Below are 14,827 nucleotides of genomic sequence, written 5' to 3' on the forward strand. Positions count from 1 at the left end.
CGGGGCGGGGCAACCTCCTGTCGCCCGCGCGCTGTATTCCCGACATTTGTCGCCTGCCAATGCGCCAGCAATGTGGCCGATCTGTGGAATTCACCGGAACTCCGCGAGATCTGCGTATGCTACCACGCCAAGTCCCGGCGCTGTTTTGCAACGGAATTCAATGCCGCGTCAGACTATGAAGGCCGCTGTGATTACAGACGGATACAGGAAATGAGACGACCGTAGTCGGCTTCCTTCCGATGGGTCGCCCGGCGGTAGGAGAAGAATCGCTCAGGATCGGAATAGGTGCAATGACCGGTCCAGGCCGCCTCCGCCACACCAGCGCTGCGCAGTTTGTGCAGGCCCAGAGACGGCAGATCAAAGAGATAGCGATCACCCTCGCCGTTGGCAAAAAAACGGGCGTTGTCTGCATCCTGCATCATGAAGTCATCAAAGAACTCTGGGCCGACCTCATAGGCGCGCTGCGAGATCGACGGGCCAATGACCGCGCGGGTGTTTTGACGACTCGCCCCCAGCTGTTCCATTGCATCCAATGTAGCTTCCAGCACACCGTCCAGCGTGCCGCGCCAGCCGGCATGGGCGGCGCCCACCACTTTTGCTTCTGGGTCATGGAACAGCACCGGCTGACAATCGGCAGTCAGGATCGACAGCACCACGCCGGGCACATTCGTGACCATCGCGTCGGCCTGAATATCGCCCTGAATATTGTCTTGCCGCACATCGGAGATGGTCAGGACATTTGCCGAATGTACCTGATTGACCCGGCCGAGCGCCTCTGGCGGGGCTTCCATGGCTGCGGCGGCTCGCGTCCGGTTGATCTGCACCGCTTCCCGCTGATCGGAGGAGCCAAGCCCGCAGTTCAGCCCGGCGAAAATGCCCGAAGACGCTCCACCGCGACGGGTGAAGAACCCGTGTTTCGTGCCATTCAACAGGTCGGAGATAAGAATTTCCAGCGTCATGCGTTCAATCCCGGTGGAGGTGAGGCCTGCATGGGGAAAATCCCCAGTACCTTGAACAGGTTTCCCATTTCCTCAGGGTGCGTCAACCGCCGATGTGCTACAATCAACGATTGCAGGGAGTCCCCCTCCAGCCGCGCGGCCAAGGCCTGCGCGCGGTCGGTGATGCCCAGACGCTCCAGAAACACACCTTGTGGGGTCAGTCGGCTATGGGTGCAACCTGCAGCCTTGGCGGCCAGTGCCAGCGCCTCAAAATCAACATGGGTGGTCAGATCGGCGCTGCCGGGATCCTTCAGCGGGTCACTTGGCGCATGGGCGCGCAGGGCCTGCAACGTATCCCCCAGCGAACGCCAATCGCCGTAGTCCACGATCAGAGCGGCTCCGCCATGGGTGGCAATCCGGGCGGCGATGGTTTGCACCATGGGCTGCGCTGCTTCGCAGAGTTCCACCAGATCGTCATCGCGGGTGTCCTCAAGACGATGCGCCAGCGCCGACTGCGGGGCCGCCGCACCAAGGCCAAAACTTAGCTTACCGTCCTGCAGCCCGACGGATTTCTCGCGCCAGCCGTCGCCATCCCGCAGAAACTGGCGCACCGGCAGCGCGTCGAAGAATTCATTTGCGATCAGAAACAGCGGCTGCTCCGGCAGTGCCTCCAGCGTGTCGAGCCAAAGAGGTGTGTGACCACTCAAGGTTTCGGCCTGCCGGCTGCGTAGGGTGGGGGAGGCCTCCAGGAGCGCGATCTGCATTGCGTCATGGAACCCTGGCACCTGTTTGGTGGCCCGCAGCAGATCGGCCATCAATGTGCCGCGACCGGGGCCAAGCTCAGCCAGAGTAAACGGTTTGGGGCTGCCCTGATCCAGCCAGCATTGCGCCAGTGCCAACCCGATCACCTCTCCGAACATCTGGCTGATCTCCGGCGCGGTGATGAAATCGCCCGCGCGGCCCAGCGGGTCGCGGGTCGTGTAATAGCCATAGGTCGGGTGCAGCAGCGCCTCCGCCATGTAGTCCGCGACCGAGATCGGCCCCTCGGTGCGGATGCGGCTCGCGATGCGCTCGCTCAGGCTCATGCGGGAACCTCAGCGGTGGAGCGGCGGCGCAGCACCAGAAAGACACCGATCGCGATCATCGGCAGTGACAGCAACTGCCCCATAGTGAGCCCATACCCGCCAATCTGCCAGGCCAGGCCAAGCGGGTTCTCGATCGTCACAAATAGAGCGTCCGGTTGGCGCGCAAACTCGACCACAAACCGCGCCGCGCCATAACCTGCGAGAAACACACCAGTGATCCAGCCCGGCTGGCGCAGCGCACCGCGCCGATAGACCAGCCACAGGAGAGCCGCGCCAAGGATGAGCCCTTCCAGCAGCGCTTCATAGAGTTGCGAGGGATGGCGCGCGCAGATCTCCCCTAGCGCCTGACCGCAGGACTGCGCTGCGCGCCCGGGAAAGGCCACGCCCCAGGGCAGATCAGTCGCCCGCCCCCAGAGTTCAGCGTTGTTGAAATTCGCAAGCCGCCCAAGCAGCAGCCCGGGTGGCACCGTATGGGCCACCAGATCGGCAATCTGCAGGCGCGGGATGTTGTGGCGCAATGCATAAAGCCAAGTTGCCAGAATCACGCCGAGCAAACCGCCATGAAACGCCATGCCCCCCTGCCAGATCCGCAGGATCTCGGCCGGATTCGCAAGGTAATAGCCGGGCTGATAAAACAGCACATAGCCCAGCCGTCCGCCCAAGATGACACCGAGGATGATCCAGGTCAGCAAGTCCTCAACCTGCGCTGCTTTCATTGGCGGTTGGGCGCCAGGCCACAAGGCCGGGCGTCGCAGCGCTGCCACCGCCAGCCGCCAGGCAATGACAATGCCGACGATATAGGCGAGCGCATACCAGCGCAGGGCGAACTGGCTGCCAAACAGCTCAATTGTGAAGATTTCTGGGGTTAAATCGGGGAACTGGAGGAAGAATACGTGCATATGGCGTCAATGCCTTTACGGGGGCTGGGGTGTCAACGGCTTGCCGCCGCCGATGTTGATGCCCATATAGGGGGCAAGGCAGACATGGAGAAGACAATGCAGACGCGCAACAAGATCATGGATGATATTTCTCAGCTGATGACCAATGCCATGGGCGTGGCCCATGGCGCGCGGGAAGAGGCAGAGACCGCAATGAAAGGGCTGATCGACCGTTGGCTTGCGGATCGCGATTTCGTGACCCGGGAGGAGTTCGACGCAGTGCGCGCCATGGCGCAGAAAGCCCGCGAGGAAAATGAAGCATTGAAAGCGCGGCTTGATGCGCTGGAAGCGGGTAAATCCGACTGACGCGATCCCGGTGTCGTAGCTGTGGGTGACGCCCAGGCCATGGCTGCAATATCCGATCTGCAACATTCATTGGCGCACGGCCCCATCTGGGCTGTGCGCCATTCTTCTGCGGGCGTGCGGGGCGCAGTGCGCGGTCTTGATGCCTGCAACGGGGGCACATCTCACACTCACGACTGTGTCACGATATTTTGAGTGCATGGGCCGTTCGTCCACAACTTATTGCAGTTATCCCCAAATAAAGGGTTGCCAGACTCTCTCGCTGCCTCCACCATATCTAGTAGGAGAAGAGGCAAGTCTCCTCTCCTTATTGAGCAGGCCGCTAGCAATTGGGGGTGCCCCGCATCGCTTTTGCTAGAGATCAGAGAGGTGGCAACATGGCTCTTTCCGAACATTTTCTGGAAGACGAAATTCACCCTATCGACATCGTCGAACACTTGGCCTCGGACCACGATTGGGACTTCGACCGCATCGGCGACGATCAGATCGCAATGGCGGTGGAGGGTCAGTGGCGAACCTATTCGCTGACACTGGCGTGGTCCGGCTATGAAGAAACCCTGCGGATGGTGTGCAGCTTTGAGATGGAGCCGCCAAAGGACCAGCTGCCAAGGCTTTATGAGCTGATCAACGAGATGAACGATCAGTGCTGGGCGGGCGGTTTTACCTTCTGGCCCGACCATAAGCTGATGCTTTATCGTTATGGGTTGGTGCTGACCGGGGGGCAGGTGGCCAGCCCGGAGCAGATCGATACGATGATCAACTCCGCCGTCGCCAATTGCGAACGCTATTACCCGGCCATCCAGCTGATGGTCTGGGGCGGGCAGTCGCCGCGTGACGCGCTTCAGGTCGCCATTGCAGAGGCTTACGGGCGCGCGTAAACCTTTCCCCGAACCGGTCCCGCATGGGGCCGGAGATCCGATTAGGGGAGGGGAAAGATGCAGGTATCAGAGATCGCAGCGCGCGGTATCGCGCTTTTGGGCTGCGGCAAGATGGGCTCGGCCATGTTGGCGGGCTGGCTTGACCGAGGGGTATCTCCGCAGGCTGTCTGGGTCATCGACCCCAACCCGTCCGAATGGCTGCGTCAGACAGGTGTCCACATCAACGCGCCGCTGCCAGAGGCCGGTGAACAGGCCCCTGGCATTGTGCTGATTGCGGTCAAGCCGCAGATGATGGGCGAGGCCCTGCCGCAGCTGCAGCAGCTGGGTAACGGCGAGACGCTGTTCATTTCTGTGGCTGCGGGGACCTCAATCGCGACCTACGAGAGCCTGCTTGGGGCCGAGACGCCGATTGTGCGGGTGATGCCGAATACACCGGCTGCGGTCGGGCGCGGCATCACCGCGATCATCGGCAACGCCTCTGCATCTGCGGACGACGTGATCCGCGCGGATACGTTGCTACAGGCAATTGGCCAGACTGTCCGGCTGCAGAGTGAGGCGCAGATGGACGCTGTCACCGGGGTCAGTGGCTCCGGCCCGGCCTATGTCTTTCACCTGATTGAAACCCTTGCAGCAGCCGGTGAGGCCGAAGGGCTGCCCGCAGAGCTGGCCATGCAGCTGGCCAAGGCCACGGTGGCGGGCGCAGGCGCGCTGGCCGAAGCAGCGGAGGAAACCCCTGCAGAGCTGCGTGTCAATGTGACCAGCCCCAATGGCACCACGCAGGCTGCACTTGAGGTGCTGATGGACGAGGACAACGGCTTCCCGCCCTTGCTGCGGCGCGCGGTGGCGGCGGCCTCCAACCGGTCAAAGGAGCTGTCTCGTGGATAACATCAGTTTTGACGATTTTCTGAAGGTCGATATCCGCGTCGGCGAGGTTGTGCGTGCTGAGGACTACCCCGAGGCCCGCAAGCCCGCGATTAAGATGTGGGTAGATTTTGGCGATGAAATCGGCGTCAAAAAAACCTCGGCGCAGGTCACGGCACATTACACCCCGGAAAAACTCTTGGGTAAACAGGTGATGGCAGTGGTCAATTTCCCGCCCCGTCAAATTGGCAAATTCATGTCAGAAGTGCTGGTTCTGGGGCTGCCGGATGAGGCTGGCGAGATCATGCTGATTGGCCCGGATGGGGCTGTACCACTCGGAGGGCGGATGCATTGAGTGGGAAACTCTGGATCACTCGCCCGATGACCGCTGCCGTTGAGGCACGCGCCCGGTCTGAGTTTGACGCTGAAATCCGGCAGGAGACAACGCCACTAACCGCCGGGGAACGCCAGCGGGCGCTGCGCGAGTTTGATGTCGTGGTGCCCACCCTCGGCGATCAGTTCGACGCGGCGAGCTTTGCCGGCGTCTCCGCACCGCGGTGTAGGCTGTTGGCCAATTTTGGCGTTGGCTACAATCACATAGACGTAGAGGCCGCGAAAACTGCGGGCATTGCTGTCAGCAATACACCGGGGGCCGTCACTGACGCCACCGCCGACACCGCGATGACATTGATGCTGATGACCGCGCGCCGGGCAGGTGAGGGGGAGCGACTGGTCCGCTCAGGTCAGTGGCAGGGCTGGCACCCGACCCAGATGCTGGGGCTGCACCTCACCGGCAAACATGTCGGCATCGTCGGTTTTGGCCGTATTGGTGAGGCGATCGCGCGGCGCTGCCATTTTGGTTTTGGCATGTCGGTGAGCTATCTGGCGCGCAGTGAGAAATCACCGGGCTTCCCGGTGACCCGAGCCGACAGCCTGATCGACCTCGCGGCAAATGTTGATGTTCTGGTACTGGCGGTGCCGGGCGGTGCCGGGACACGGCATCTGATCAATGCAGACGTTCTGGCGGCGATGCAGCCTGAGGCACTGCTGATCAATATCGCCCGTGGCGAGGTGGTTGATGAGGCGGCGCTGATCGCGGCCCTTCGGGCACGGAGGCTCGCAGGGGCCGGTCTCGACGTCTACGAATTTGAACCAGAGGTGCCGTTGGCGCTACGTCAGATGGAACAGGTTACGCTCCTGCCACATCTGGGCACAGCCACGGAGGAGGTGCGCAGCGACATGGGGCATCTGGCGCTGGACAATGTAGCGGCCTTCCTTGCGGGAAACGCCCTGATTTCGCCGGTTTAGTCGCGTGATAAGGTGAGGGCACGGACCATGCGTGCCCCACCCGCACTGACTAAACCGCGCACGTCAGTCAGACTTCTCCGAAGGCAGGTCGCCTGTGGCCTGACGCCAATGCCGCCTGCAGAGCGACAGATAGGTCTCGTTGCCGCCGATCTGCACCTGCGCGCCCTCGGTGATGGTCTGGCCATTTTCGTCCTGCCGGATCACCATAGTGGCCTTCTTGCCGCAGTGGCAGATGGTGCGGACCTCACGCATTTCATCGGCGAGCGCCAGCAGCGTCGCCGACCCCGGAAACAGCTTACCCTGAAAATCGACCCGCAGCCCGTAGCACAGCACCGGCACCCGCAGATCATCCACCACCCGTGCCAGATCCCAGACCTGATCCGGTGACAGAAACTGCGCCTCATCGACAAAGATACTGGCGACCGCGCCCCTGGCTAGACGGTTACTGACCTTGTCATACAGGTTCTCGCCGGGGCGAAACATATCCGCCTCCGCGCCAATCCCGATGCGCGAGGCGATCCGTCCCTGACCGGCGCGATCATCCAGCGCCGCGGTCAGCAGATAGGTGTCCATATCGTTCTCGCGGTAGTTATGCGAGGCTTGCAAGAGCACCGTCGATTTGCCGGCATTCATGGTGGAGTAGTGAAAGTAGAGCTTGGCCATGAGGGTGATTTAGCCGCAGTGTCCGCTGGAGGAAACGGTTTTCTGCACCATACGACAGTATGTCAGAGCAGGTTTTGGGGGGGCGCCCATGAAGCACCCTGCACGCAGATGTCGGTCCGAGGCGAAACAACCCGAGAAACGAACCACACGACACCCGCGGCAGGGTGCAAACTGGACGGAAATTGCCCACCAGCGAAGGCAAACGAAACACGCCTCCGCCCCCAACACGTTTCCCTGCCGTAAGGCCTGAATCAGCGCTGTAAGTCCCTTAAAACCTTAGGGATAGAAATAGGTTCGCATTTCCTTTAAGTGTCGTGAATGGGAAATTAACGCGTTTCTTCCCCAATGGGGTCGCGGTCATATGCAGGTAGAATTTATATGGCAGATATAGGTACTTATCTAAAAAAACACACCGAGGCGCTGGTCAAGGATGTGGGGATCGAGGCGGCCTGCCAGATCACTGGGAAATCCAAGGCGACGCTTGGCCGGTATTACTCGGATAATGCCGAACATGCCGATCGCTTCATGCCGGTTGATGCGGTGGCCAAGCTTGAGGCGGCTGCCTCCTTTCCGCATGTGACCTCCGGTCTGGCGGATCTGAAAAACATCACGCTGTCGTATTGCGAGGCGAGCCCGGCGTCAGAGGCGCGCAGCGGCGGCGTCAATGCGGATGTGATCGCATTGAGCCAGCGCTTCGCCACCTTGATGAGCGAATATCAGGAGGCGATGGCCGATGGGATTATCACCATCAACGAGGCCAAGCGGCTGCTGCGTGAAACGGTGATGCTGCAACAGGTGCTGCTGGATATGAAACTGCATCTGGAAGAAGAGAGTGGCTGAGATGTCAACGGGGAAGGCAGCGATGCCTGACGCACGAGCGGCTGAGGATCTGCCTGCACTCGTGGACGCCGCATTGCCGCAGATTGATGTAACTGGTCTGGCGGCGGCAGAGCATCCGCAGCATCCACCGCGTATTCTGCTCCTTTACGGGTCGTTGCGGTCTGTAAGCTATTCGCGCAAAGCGGCCGAGGAGGCCGCGCGAATCCTGCGCGCATTGGGCTGTGAGACGCGGATTTTTGACCCCAGCGGCCTGCCGCTGCCGGATGACGCAGGATCTGAGGACCATCCCAAGGTGAGCGAACTGCGCGATCTGGCTGTCTGGTGCGAAGGCATGGTCTGGTCCAGCCCGGAACGCCATGGCGCGATGACCGGCATCATGAAGACACAGATCGACTGGCTGCCGCTGTCGCTGAAGGGCGGTATTCGCACCACGCAGGGCAAGACGCTGGCGGTGATGCAGGTCTCCGGCGGGTCGCAATCTTTCAATGCGGTCAATCAGATGCGTATTTTGGGGCGATGGATGCGGATGATCACCATTCCCAACCAGTCCTCCATTCCCAGGGCTTGGCTTGAGTTTGGCGAAGGTGAGCGACTGCCTGACGGGCCGTTCTATCGCCGGGTCGTCGACGTAATGGAAGAGCTGGTGAAATTCACCTGGCTGACCCGTGGCCGCAAGGAGTATCTGGTCGACCGCTATTCAGAACGGGTTGAGGACGTTGAGGCCGTGCATCAGCGGGTGTCACAGAAATAGCCTGAACCGTCAGAATGCTCCGTTATAAAATAGGGCCTGCCACACTCGGCAGGCCCTGTTTTATGGCTCACGTTCTGTACTCAGGCGAGACTGCGAAGCCTCAGGAAACGCGGCGCAGGATCACCGAACCCACGGAATAGCCCGCCCCAAACGAGCAGATCAGCCCCAGATCCCCGGCCGACAGATCATCGGAGTATTTGGAGAAGGCGATGATCGACCCGGCTGAGGATGTATTGGCATAGTCCTGCAGGATGTTGGGCTGTTCACCGGCCTCTGGCGTACGACCCAACACTTTTTTGCCGATGAAATCATTCATCGTCTTGTTGGCCTGATGCAGCCAAAGCCGTTTCAGATCTGTGTTTGAGACCCCTTCAGCTTCCATATGCTCGGCGATGTGCTGGCTGACCATTGGCAGCACCTCCTTGAACACTTTGCGCCCGTTCTGCATGAACTGCATGTCGCGGCGATCCTCAACACCATCCGGGCGCGACCGGCGCAGGTAGCCATTGTTGTTGCGGATATTGTTGGAGAAGCTGGTGGCACAGCGGGTCGAGAGGATCTCGAAATAGGCTCCCGTTGCGTCTTCGCTGCGCTCGATCAGGGTCGCCGTCGCCACATCGCCGAAGATAAAGTGACAATCGCGGTCGCGCCATTCCAGATGGCCCGAACAGATCTCGGGATTCACCACCAGCGCCGAACGGATCGACCCCGACCGCACCATATCGGCTGCGGCCTGAATACCAAAGGTGGCCGAAGAACAGGCCACATTCATATCGAATGCGAAGCCTTTGATGCCAAGCAGGTCCTGAATTTCGATTGCCAGCGCCGGGTAGGCGCGTTCCATATTGGAAGCGGCGCAGATCACGGTATCAACATCGGCAGCGGTCTTTCCCGCCTGCGCCAGCGCCTTTTTCGCGGCATCCAGCGCCATCTCTGCCATGATCGAAGGCTCATCATCACCGCGCTGGCGCAGCAGCGGGTGCATCACCTCAGGATCCAGAACGCCGCTTTTGTCCATCACGTAACGCTGCTCGATGCCGGAGGCCTTGAGGATGAACTCCTCGGAGGAATGCGCCAGAGGCTCCATCTCGCCTGCGGCAATCGCCTTGGCATTTTCGGCATTGGTCTTGTCTGCATAGGCATTGAATGCCGCGACCAGCTCGGCGTTTGTGATCGTCTGTGACGGGGTGAAGACGCCCGTGCCGGTGATGGCGGGTGTGAACATGCGCTGGACCTTCGGGTGGTTTTCAAAAAGTGCTGCATATCTGGGCATCTTCCCCCAGTCAGGTCAAGTCTGGCCCTTTGTTCATGGCAATAGTGGCCCCTACGTCAACGCCACGGGGAGGGCGCGGGAGTGGGTTTGAGGGCGTCAGGAAACTTCCCTCCTTGAATAGTTCGAATTTTGAAGTATATGCGCTCTAAAGGCGGTGGCGGAATGATTCGAGAATCCGACAAGATCTTTGACGATGACACTGGCCAGCATCCGCGTGAGATCCGTCCGGAGGTCTGCGCGATGTTGGGTGTCTTTGCGCTCTACTGGCGTATTGATGCCTGCATCGAAGACAGCGTTGAAATGCCCGAATTGAGCCGCATGGAATGTCACATCCTGGTGCGTCTTGGCACCCCATCCCGCATGGGAGAGCTGGCGCGAATGCTGCAGACAGTTCCCTCTTCCGTGACCGCAGCGGCAGACCGGCTGGAACGGCAAGGATTGGTTAGGCGCAGCCGCGATCCGCAGGACCGGCGCGCCTGGCTTTTGTCATTGACGCCCGACGGTGTGGCCAAGCGGGATCGCCTGGTCGCGGCCATGTCGGAGTTGTTTCAGCGTATTTCCGGGCTTGATCCGGATGAAATCCACCAATTTGCGGCCCTATCGGCCAAAATCCATGACACTGTTATAGCGGCGGACGCGAATCCGCTTCGGAAGGAGTAACTTATGCAGCTGAGTTTGAGAGCAATCGCTGGTATCGCCGCGCTGATGCTGGTGGGGGTACCAGCACTGGCCGCTGATGTCCTGAAACCCGTTAAACTGATGGTAACACAGTCCGGTGCGATGCCCATTCACCGCGAATTCTACGGTCAGGTCGCCGCTAAGGAAACGGTTGATCTGGCGTTTCAGGTTGGCGGCCAGGTGGTGAAGTTTCCTGTGACCGAAGGCGCCTTCGTGCCGAAGGGAGCGCTGGTTGCTGAATTGGACCTTGAACCGTTTGAGCTGAAACTTGGTCAGGCCCAGCTGCAAAAGGAACAGGCGGATCGAACGGTGACGCGCCTTGAAAAACTGACCGGCACCGTCAGTCAGGTCTCCATCGACGACGCCGAAACTCAGGCGGGTCTGTCCCGCATTGCCCTGCGGGATGCGGATTATGCGCTCGAACATGCAACTCTGAACGCCCCTTTTGATGCGCTGGTTTCCAGCCGTGAGGTGGCGTTGTTCAGCACTGTCAGCGCGGGTGCGCCCGTTGTGCGTCTGCACGATATGTCGGAACTCCACATTGAGGTGGACGTGCCCGAGGTGTTGTTCCAGCAGGGGGAAGACAATGACGCCCTAACGATCACCGCGACCTTCCCGGGCAGCGATACTGCATATCCGCTGGAAATCCTGGAATTCGACGCGGAGGCCAGCAGTGTTGGCCAGACCTACCGCGTGACTTTCCGCCTGGACCCGCCGAAGGATCGCCAGATCTTCCCCGGCGCGTCGACGACCGTTCGGGTCACCGTGGATACAGGCGCATCGGCCATCGTGGTTCCGCCCACCGCAATTGTGCCCGCAGCCAATGGGGAAACCGGCGTGATGCTGTTTTCACCCAAAGGTGGCGATGAGGGCACCGTGACCTGGACCAAGGTTGAAACCGCTGCCACCGATGGTGGCCGGATTGAGATCACCTCCGGTCTGCAGGGGGGCGAAGAAATTGTGCTGACCGGCGGCGGCGCGCTCGCCGATGGAGAGGCCGTGCGCCGCTTCACTGGCTTCACCAACTGAGGGCGGATTTCATGGACATTGCACGCGGGTCGATCAATCGGCCGCTTTATACGTGGATCATCATGCTTGCCGCCCTGTTTGGCGGCATCTGGGGGTTCCTGAACCTCGGCCGGCTCGAAGATCCGGCCTTCACCATCAAACAGGCGGTGGTCATCACCCAATATCCCGGTGCCAGCGCTGAGCAGGTGGCGCTGGAAGTTTCCGAACCACTGGAATCGGCGATCCAGAAAATGGGTGAGGTGAAACAGATCACCTCAATGAACCAGCCTGGGCTTTCACGCATCGATGTTGAGATGCAGGACACCTTTGACGGAAGTGAGCTGCCGGCCCTCTGGACCAAGCTGCGCAGCGAGGTCGAAGATGCGGCACGCGACCTGCCCGAGGGGGTGAGCACCCCCTTCGTCAATGACGGCTTCGGGGATGTGTTCGGCGTGTTCTATGCCGTGACAGCCGAGGGGTACACTGATGCGGAGCGCCACGAACTGGCGACATTCCTGCGACGTGAACTGCTGGCGGTGGACGGCGTGGCCGATGTGGAGATCGCGGGCCTGCCGGAAGAGGCGATTTTTGTCGAACCAAAGATGGCTATCACCGTAAATCAGAACATTCCGATCAATGCGGTCTCGAACGCTCTGGCCACGGCCAATTCGGTGCGCTCTGCCGGTCAGGTTGACAACGGACCCGTACAGACCCGCGTCAGCGCGCCGGAAGGCTCCGACTCCGTGACGGAAATTGCCGGTCTCACGATTGGCTCTCAGGGTGAAGTCATCAATATCATCGACATGGCGGATGTCCATCGCGGTCGGGTTGATGACCCGTCCCAGATCATCCGCTTTGATGGTGTTGAGGCCTTCACCATTGGTATTGCGGGTCTGGCGACGGAAAACATTGTTGAGGTTGGCCAGCGGGTGGATGCGCGTCTGGCCGAGCTAGACAGCCAGATCCCTTACGGTGTTGAGCTGAAGCCGATCTACCAGCAGCATGTTGTTGTGGATCAGGCCTCCAATGACTTCCTGGTGAATCTTGCGATGTCGGTTGGCATCGTGGTGATTGTACTGGCGATTTTCATGGGCTGGCGGGCAGCCATTGTTGTCGGCACCACGCTTTTGCTCACGGTTGTCGGAACACTGATGTTCATGAATTTCTTCTCCATTGAAATGGAGCGGATCTCACTCGGCGCATTGATCATCGCGATGGGGATGCTGGTGGATAACGCCATCGTTGTGGCGGAGGGAATGCAGATCTCCATGGCGCGCGGGCGCAGCTCGCGCGAAGCTGCGCATGAGGCGGCGGCCAAAACCCAGATCCCGTTGCTGGGGGCAACCGTCATTGGCATCATGGCCTTTGCCGGTATCGGCCTCAGCCCGGATTCCACAGGTGAGTTCATGTTCTCGCTGTTTGCGGTGATTGGCATCTCGCTGCTGCTCAGCTGGCTTCTGGCGCTGACGGCAACGCCGCTTCTGGCTCACTATTTCTTTAAACAGGGGAGCGGTGACGATCATGATGCCTATTCCGGGATCCTGTTCCGCACCTACAGCAAGATCCTGCGGCTGTCGCTGAAACTGCGCTGGTTTGTGGTGCCGGGTCTTATCGCCATCACCGTGCTTTGCTTTATCGGCTTTGGGCAGGTGAAGCAGCAGTTTTTCCCCAACTCCAACACGCCGCTGTTCTTCGTGCACTACAAGCTGCCGCAGGGCTCGTCGATCACGACCACCTCAGAGCACATGCGTGTGTTTGAGGAGTGGCTGGCAGACCGGAACGATGTGGAAACGGTCACCACCTTCGTCGGGCAGGGGGCCACGCGCTTCATGCTGACCTATGATTCCGAAGATCCGACCCCCAGCTATGGGCATCTCATCATCCGGGCCATCAGCCTTGAGGCGATCCCAGCGCTGCAAGCCGATCTGGAGGTCTTTGGTCAGGGCCGCTTCCCCGAGGGAGAATTCCGCACCAAACGGCTGGTCTTTGGCCCCGGCGGGGGCGCCCCGATTGAGGTGCGGTTTGCCGGGCCTGATCCCCGGGTGCTGCGCCAGCTGGGTGAGGAGGCGATGCTGCGACTGCAACAGGCGACACCAGATATCCTGAGCGTGCGACAGGACTGGCGCGAGCAGGAAATCACGTTGAAACCGATTTATGCCACTGACAGGGCGCAGACCGCCGGTGTCACGCGGGAGGCGATTGCGGATGCGCTGCAGTTCTCCACCGATGGCCTGCGGGCAGGGGTGTTCCGCGAGCGGGATCGCTTGATCCCAATCGTTCTGCGTCGTGCCGAAGCTGGTGAGTATAATCTGATGGATCAGCTGGTATTTTCCGAAGCGGCGGGCAAATTTGTGCCGCTTGAGCAGATGGTTGACGGGATCGACGTGGTTGTCGAAAACACCCTTGTCCATCGCCGTGACCGGGTGCCGACGCTGACGGTTGGCGCGGACATTTCGGCGGACCTGACCGCAGCCAGCGTGTTCTCGCAGGTGCAGGACACCATTGAGGAGATCCAGCTGCCTGCGGGTTACACCATGGAATGGGGCGGGGAGCATGAGAACTCTGCCGACGCCAATGCCAGCCTTGGCAAGCAGCTCCCGGTCACGATCCTGATTATGGTGCTGATCTCGGTGCTGCTGTTCAACGCGATCCGTCAGCCGATCATCATCTGGCTATTGGTGCCGATGTCGGTGAACGGGGTGGTGATTGGCCTCCTTGGTACCGGTATGCCCTTCACCTTTACCGCGCTTCTCGGTCTGCTTAGCCTCTCTGGCATGCTGATCAAGAACGGTATCGTTCTGGTCGAGGAAATCGATCTGGTCCGGGCTGAGGGCAGACCCCTGCGCGAGGCCATTGTCGAGGCGTCAGTGTCGCGTCTACGCCCGGTCATGCTGGCAGCGGTCACCACCATCCTTGGCATGGCACCGCTGCTGACGGATGCGTTCTTCGTGTCTATGGCGATCACCATCATGGGAGGGCTGGCTTTTGCCACTGTTCTCACTCTGGTGGCCGCGCCGGTGTTCTATCTGATCTTCTTCGGGCGGGATGAGAAACGCGAACAGGCCGCTACAGCCTGATCACGGCGCCTGATATCTCAAGAGAAAGCCCCGGTTGCAGAACCGGGGCTTTTTTGTCATTTTGATCTCCTTCTGATTGCGGTGTGGGTTTTACAGGGCAGTCTGTGAGCCGGCATAAGCCAGGGGCACCGTTCTTGGAGTGGGGCAGATATCGGCGCGACGGCCGGTATATTCGCCCCAAAACCCCGCGGTGACCCGAGGGTGATCTCTTAAGACTTATGCGGTG

General features: G+C 60.3%; 15 protein-coding genes. 10 read left to right on the forward strand and 5 right to left on the reverse strand.

What is annotated here, in order from left to right; genetic code table 11:
- Positions 1-191: 191 nt before the first annotated feature.
- Genes pgeF through lgt form a run of 3 tightly spaced genes read right to left on the reverse strand, consistent with a single transcriptional unit; the run spans position 192 to position 2,922 of the window.
- Complete coding sequence (gene pgeF, locus J4721_RS14720) at positions 192-959, reverse strand: peptidoglycan editing factor PgeF (RefSeq protein WP_014875379.1); 768 nt, start codon at positions 957-959, stop codon at positions 192-194.
- On the reverse strand, positions 956-2,023 hold the full coding sequence (locus tag J4721_RS14725; RefSeq protein WP_211002988.1) for a class I SAM-dependent methyltransferase: 1,068 nt from the start codon (positions 2,021-2,023) through the stop codon (positions 956-958). The genes pgeF and J4721_RS14725 overlap by 4 nt, the downstream gene beginning before the upstream one ends.
- On the reverse strand, positions 2,020-2,922 hold the full coding sequence (lgt, locus tag J4721_RS14730) for a prolipoprotein diacylglyceryl transferase (RefSeq protein ID WP_211002987.1): 903 nt from the start codon (positions 2,920-2,922) through the stop codon (positions 2,020-2,022). The genes J4721_RS14725 and lgt overlap by 4 nt, the downstream gene beginning before the upstream one ends.
- A gap of 96 nt (positions 2,923-3,018) precedes the next feature.
- Here lgt and J4721_RS14735 point away from each other — a divergent pair, with 96 nt between their 5' ends.
- From J4721_RS14735 to J4721_RS14755, 5 genes are all read left to right on the forward strand, one after another.
- Positions 3,019-3,267, forward strand: a complete 249-nt coding sequence (locus J4721_RS14735; protein WP_014875376.1) for an accessory factor UbiK family protein — start codon at positions 3,019-3,021, stop codon at positions 3,265-3,267.
- A gap of 374 nt (positions 3,268-3,641) precedes the next feature.
- Positions 3,642-4,142, forward strand: coding sequence for a YbjN domain-containing protein (locus tag J4721_RS14740; protein ID WP_014880732.1), 501 nt, complete (start codon positions 3,642-3,644; stop codon positions 4,140-4,142).
- Positions 4,143-4,199: 57 nt separating this feature from the next.
- The gene (gene proC, locus J4721_RS14745) at positions 4,200-5,027 is read left to right on the forward strand and encodes a pyrroline-5-carboxylate reductase (RefSeq protein WP_211002986.1); all 828 of its coding nucleotides are present in this window, start codon (positions 4,200-4,202) and stop codon (positions 5,025-5,027) included.
- Entirely contained in the window at positions 5,020-5,358 is a 339-nt protein-coding gene (locus J4721_RS14750) for a tRNA-binding protein (protein ID WP_014875373.1), read from the forward strand. Before proC ends, J4721_RS14750 begins: the two co-directional genes overlap by 8 nt.
- Positions 5,359-5,384: 26 nt before the next feature.
- Positions 5,385-6,311: a D-glycerate dehydrogenase gene (locus tag J4721_RS14755; RefSeq protein ID WP_211002985.1), complete on the forward strand. Its 927-nt coding sequence runs from the start codon at positions 5,385-5,387 to the stop codon at positions 6,309-6,311.
- Between the two features lie 63 nt (positions 6,312-6,374).
- Here J4721_RS14755 and J4721_RS14760 read toward each other — a convergent pair whose 3' ends face one another.
- Complete coding sequence (locus tag J4721_RS14760) at positions 6,375-6,974, reverse strand: thymidine kinase (RefSeq protein ID WP_211002984.1); 600 nt, start codon at positions 6,972-6,974, stop codon at positions 6,375-6,377.
- A 378-nt stretch (positions 6,975-7,352) separates the two neighbouring features.
- On the opposite strand from J4721_RS14760, the gene J4721_RS14765 reads away from it, so the two are divergent.
- Together J4721_RS14765 and arsH are read left to right on the forward strand one after the other, a co-directional pair.
- The gene (locus J4721_RS14765; protein ID WP_014875370.1) at positions 7,353-7,814 is read left to right on the forward strand and encodes a hypothetical protein; all 462 of its coding nucleotides are present in this window, start codon (positions 7,353-7,355) and stop codon (positions 7,812-7,814) included.
- 22 nt (positions 7,815-7,836) lie between these two features.
- Entirely contained in the window at positions 7,837-8,565 is a 729-nt protein-coding gene (arsH, locus tag J4721_RS14770; protein WP_247656138.1) for an arsenical resistance protein ArsH, read from the forward strand.
- A 100-nt stretch (positions 8,566-8,665) separates the two neighbouring features.
- Here the strand turns inward: arsH and J4721_RS14775 are convergent, their stop codons facing one another.
- Positions 8,666-9,790: a beta-ketoacyl-ACP synthase III gene (locus tag J4721_RS14775; protein WP_102855865.1), complete on the reverse strand. Its 1,125-nt coding sequence runs from the start codon at positions 9,788-9,790 to the stop codon at positions 8,666-8,668.
- A 210-nt stretch (positions 9,791-10,000) separates the two neighbouring features.
- On the opposite strand from J4721_RS14775, the gene J4721_RS14780 reads away from it, so the two are divergent.
- Genes J4721_RS14780 through J4721_RS14790 form a run of 3 tightly spaced genes read left to right on the forward strand, consistent with a single transcriptional unit; the run spans position 10,001 to position 14,601 of the window.
- Positions 10,001-10,498 (forward strand): MarR family winged helix-turn-helix transcriptional regulator, encoded by a 498-nt coding sequence (locus tag J4721_RS14780; RefSeq protein ID WP_014875367.1) that lies wholly within the window; start codon positions 10,001-10,003, stop codon positions 10,496-10,498.
- A 3-nt stretch (positions 10,499-10,501) separates the two neighbouring features.
- Positions 10,502-11,545 carry an efflux RND transporter periplasmic adaptor subunit gene (locus J4721_RS14785; RefSeq protein ID WP_102849460.1) on the forward strand — a complete coding sequence of 348 codons (1,044 nt, stop codon included), beginning with the start codon at positions 10,502-10,504 and terminating at the stop codon, positions 11,543-11,545.
- A gap of 11 nt (positions 11,546-11,556) precedes the next feature.
- Positions 11,557-14,601 carry an efflux RND transporter permease subunit gene (locus tag J4721_RS14790; RefSeq protein ID WP_211002983.1) on the forward strand — a complete coding sequence of 1,015 codons (3,045 nt, stop codon included), beginning with the start codon at positions 11,557-11,559 and terminating at the stop codon, positions 14,599-14,601.
- Positions 14,602-14,827: the final 226 nt, after the last annotated feature.

The sequence above is a fragment of the Phaeobacter sp. HS011 genome (genome assembly GCF_018101215.1).
Lineage (GTDB): Bacteria > Pseudomonadota > Alphaproteobacteria > Rhodobacterales > Rhodobacteraceae > Phaeobacter > Phaeobacter inhibens.

What these genes read in the sequence shown, in the direction of transcription:
- pgeF (WP_014875379.1), bottom strand. Translation starts at nt 959, where the DNA reads ATGACGCTGGAAATTCTTATCTCCGACCTGTTGAATGGCACGAAACAC.
- J4721_RS14725 (WP_211002988.1), bottom strand. Translation starts at nt 2,023, where the DNA reads ATGAGCCTGAGCGAGCGCATCGCGAGCCGCATCCGCACCGAGGGGCCG.
- lgt (WP_211002987.1), bottom strand. Translation starts at nt 2,922, where the DNA reads ATGCACGTATTCTTCCTCCAGTTCCCCGATTTAACCCCAGAAATCTTC.
- J4721_RS14735 (WP_014875376.1), top strand. Translation starts at nt 3,019, where the DNA reads ATGCAGACGCGCAACAAGATCATGGATGATATTTCTCAGCTGATGACC.
- J4721_RS14740 (WP_014880732.1), top strand. Translation starts at nt 3,642, where the DNA reads ATGGCTCTTTCCGAACATTTTCTGGAAGACGAAATTCACCCTATCGAC.
- proC (WP_211002986.1), top strand. Translation starts at nt 4,200, where the DNA reads ATGCAGGTATCAGAGATCGCAGCGCGCGGTATCGCGCTTTTGGGCTGC.
- J4721_RS14755 (WP_211002985.1), top strand. Translation starts at nt 5,385, where the DNA reads ATGACCGCTGCCGTTGAGGCACGCGCCCGGTCTGAGTTTGACGCTGAA.
- J4721_RS14760 (WP_211002984.1), bottom strand. Translation starts at nt 6,974, where the DNA reads ATGGCCAAGCTCTACTTTCACTACTCCACCATGAATGCCGGCAAATCG.
- J4721_RS14765 (WP_014875370.1), top strand. Translation starts at nt 7,353, where the DNA reads ATGGCAGATATAGGTACTTATCTAAAAAAACACACCGAGGCGCTGGTC.
- arsH (WP_247656138.1), top strand. Translation starts at nt 7,837, where the DNA reads ATGCCTGACGCACGAGCGGCTGAGGATCTGCCTGCACTCGTGGACGCC.
- J4721_RS14775 (WP_102855865.1), bottom strand. Translation starts at nt 9,790, where the DNA reads ATGTTCACACCCGCCATCACCGGCACGGGCGTCTTCACCCCGTCACAG.
- J4721_RS14780 (WP_014875367.1), top strand. Translation starts at nt 10,001, where the DNA reads ATGATTCGAGAATCCGACAAGATCTTTGACGATGACACTGGCCAGCAT.
- J4721_RS14785 (WP_102849460.1), top strand. Translation starts at nt 10,502, where the DNA reads ATGCAGCTGAGTTTGAGAGCAATCGCTGGTATCGCCGCGCTGATGCTG.
- J4721_RS14790 (WP_211002983.1), top strand. Translation starts at nt 11,557, where the DNA reads ATGGACATTGCACGCGGGTCGATCAATCGGCCGCTTTATACGTGGATC.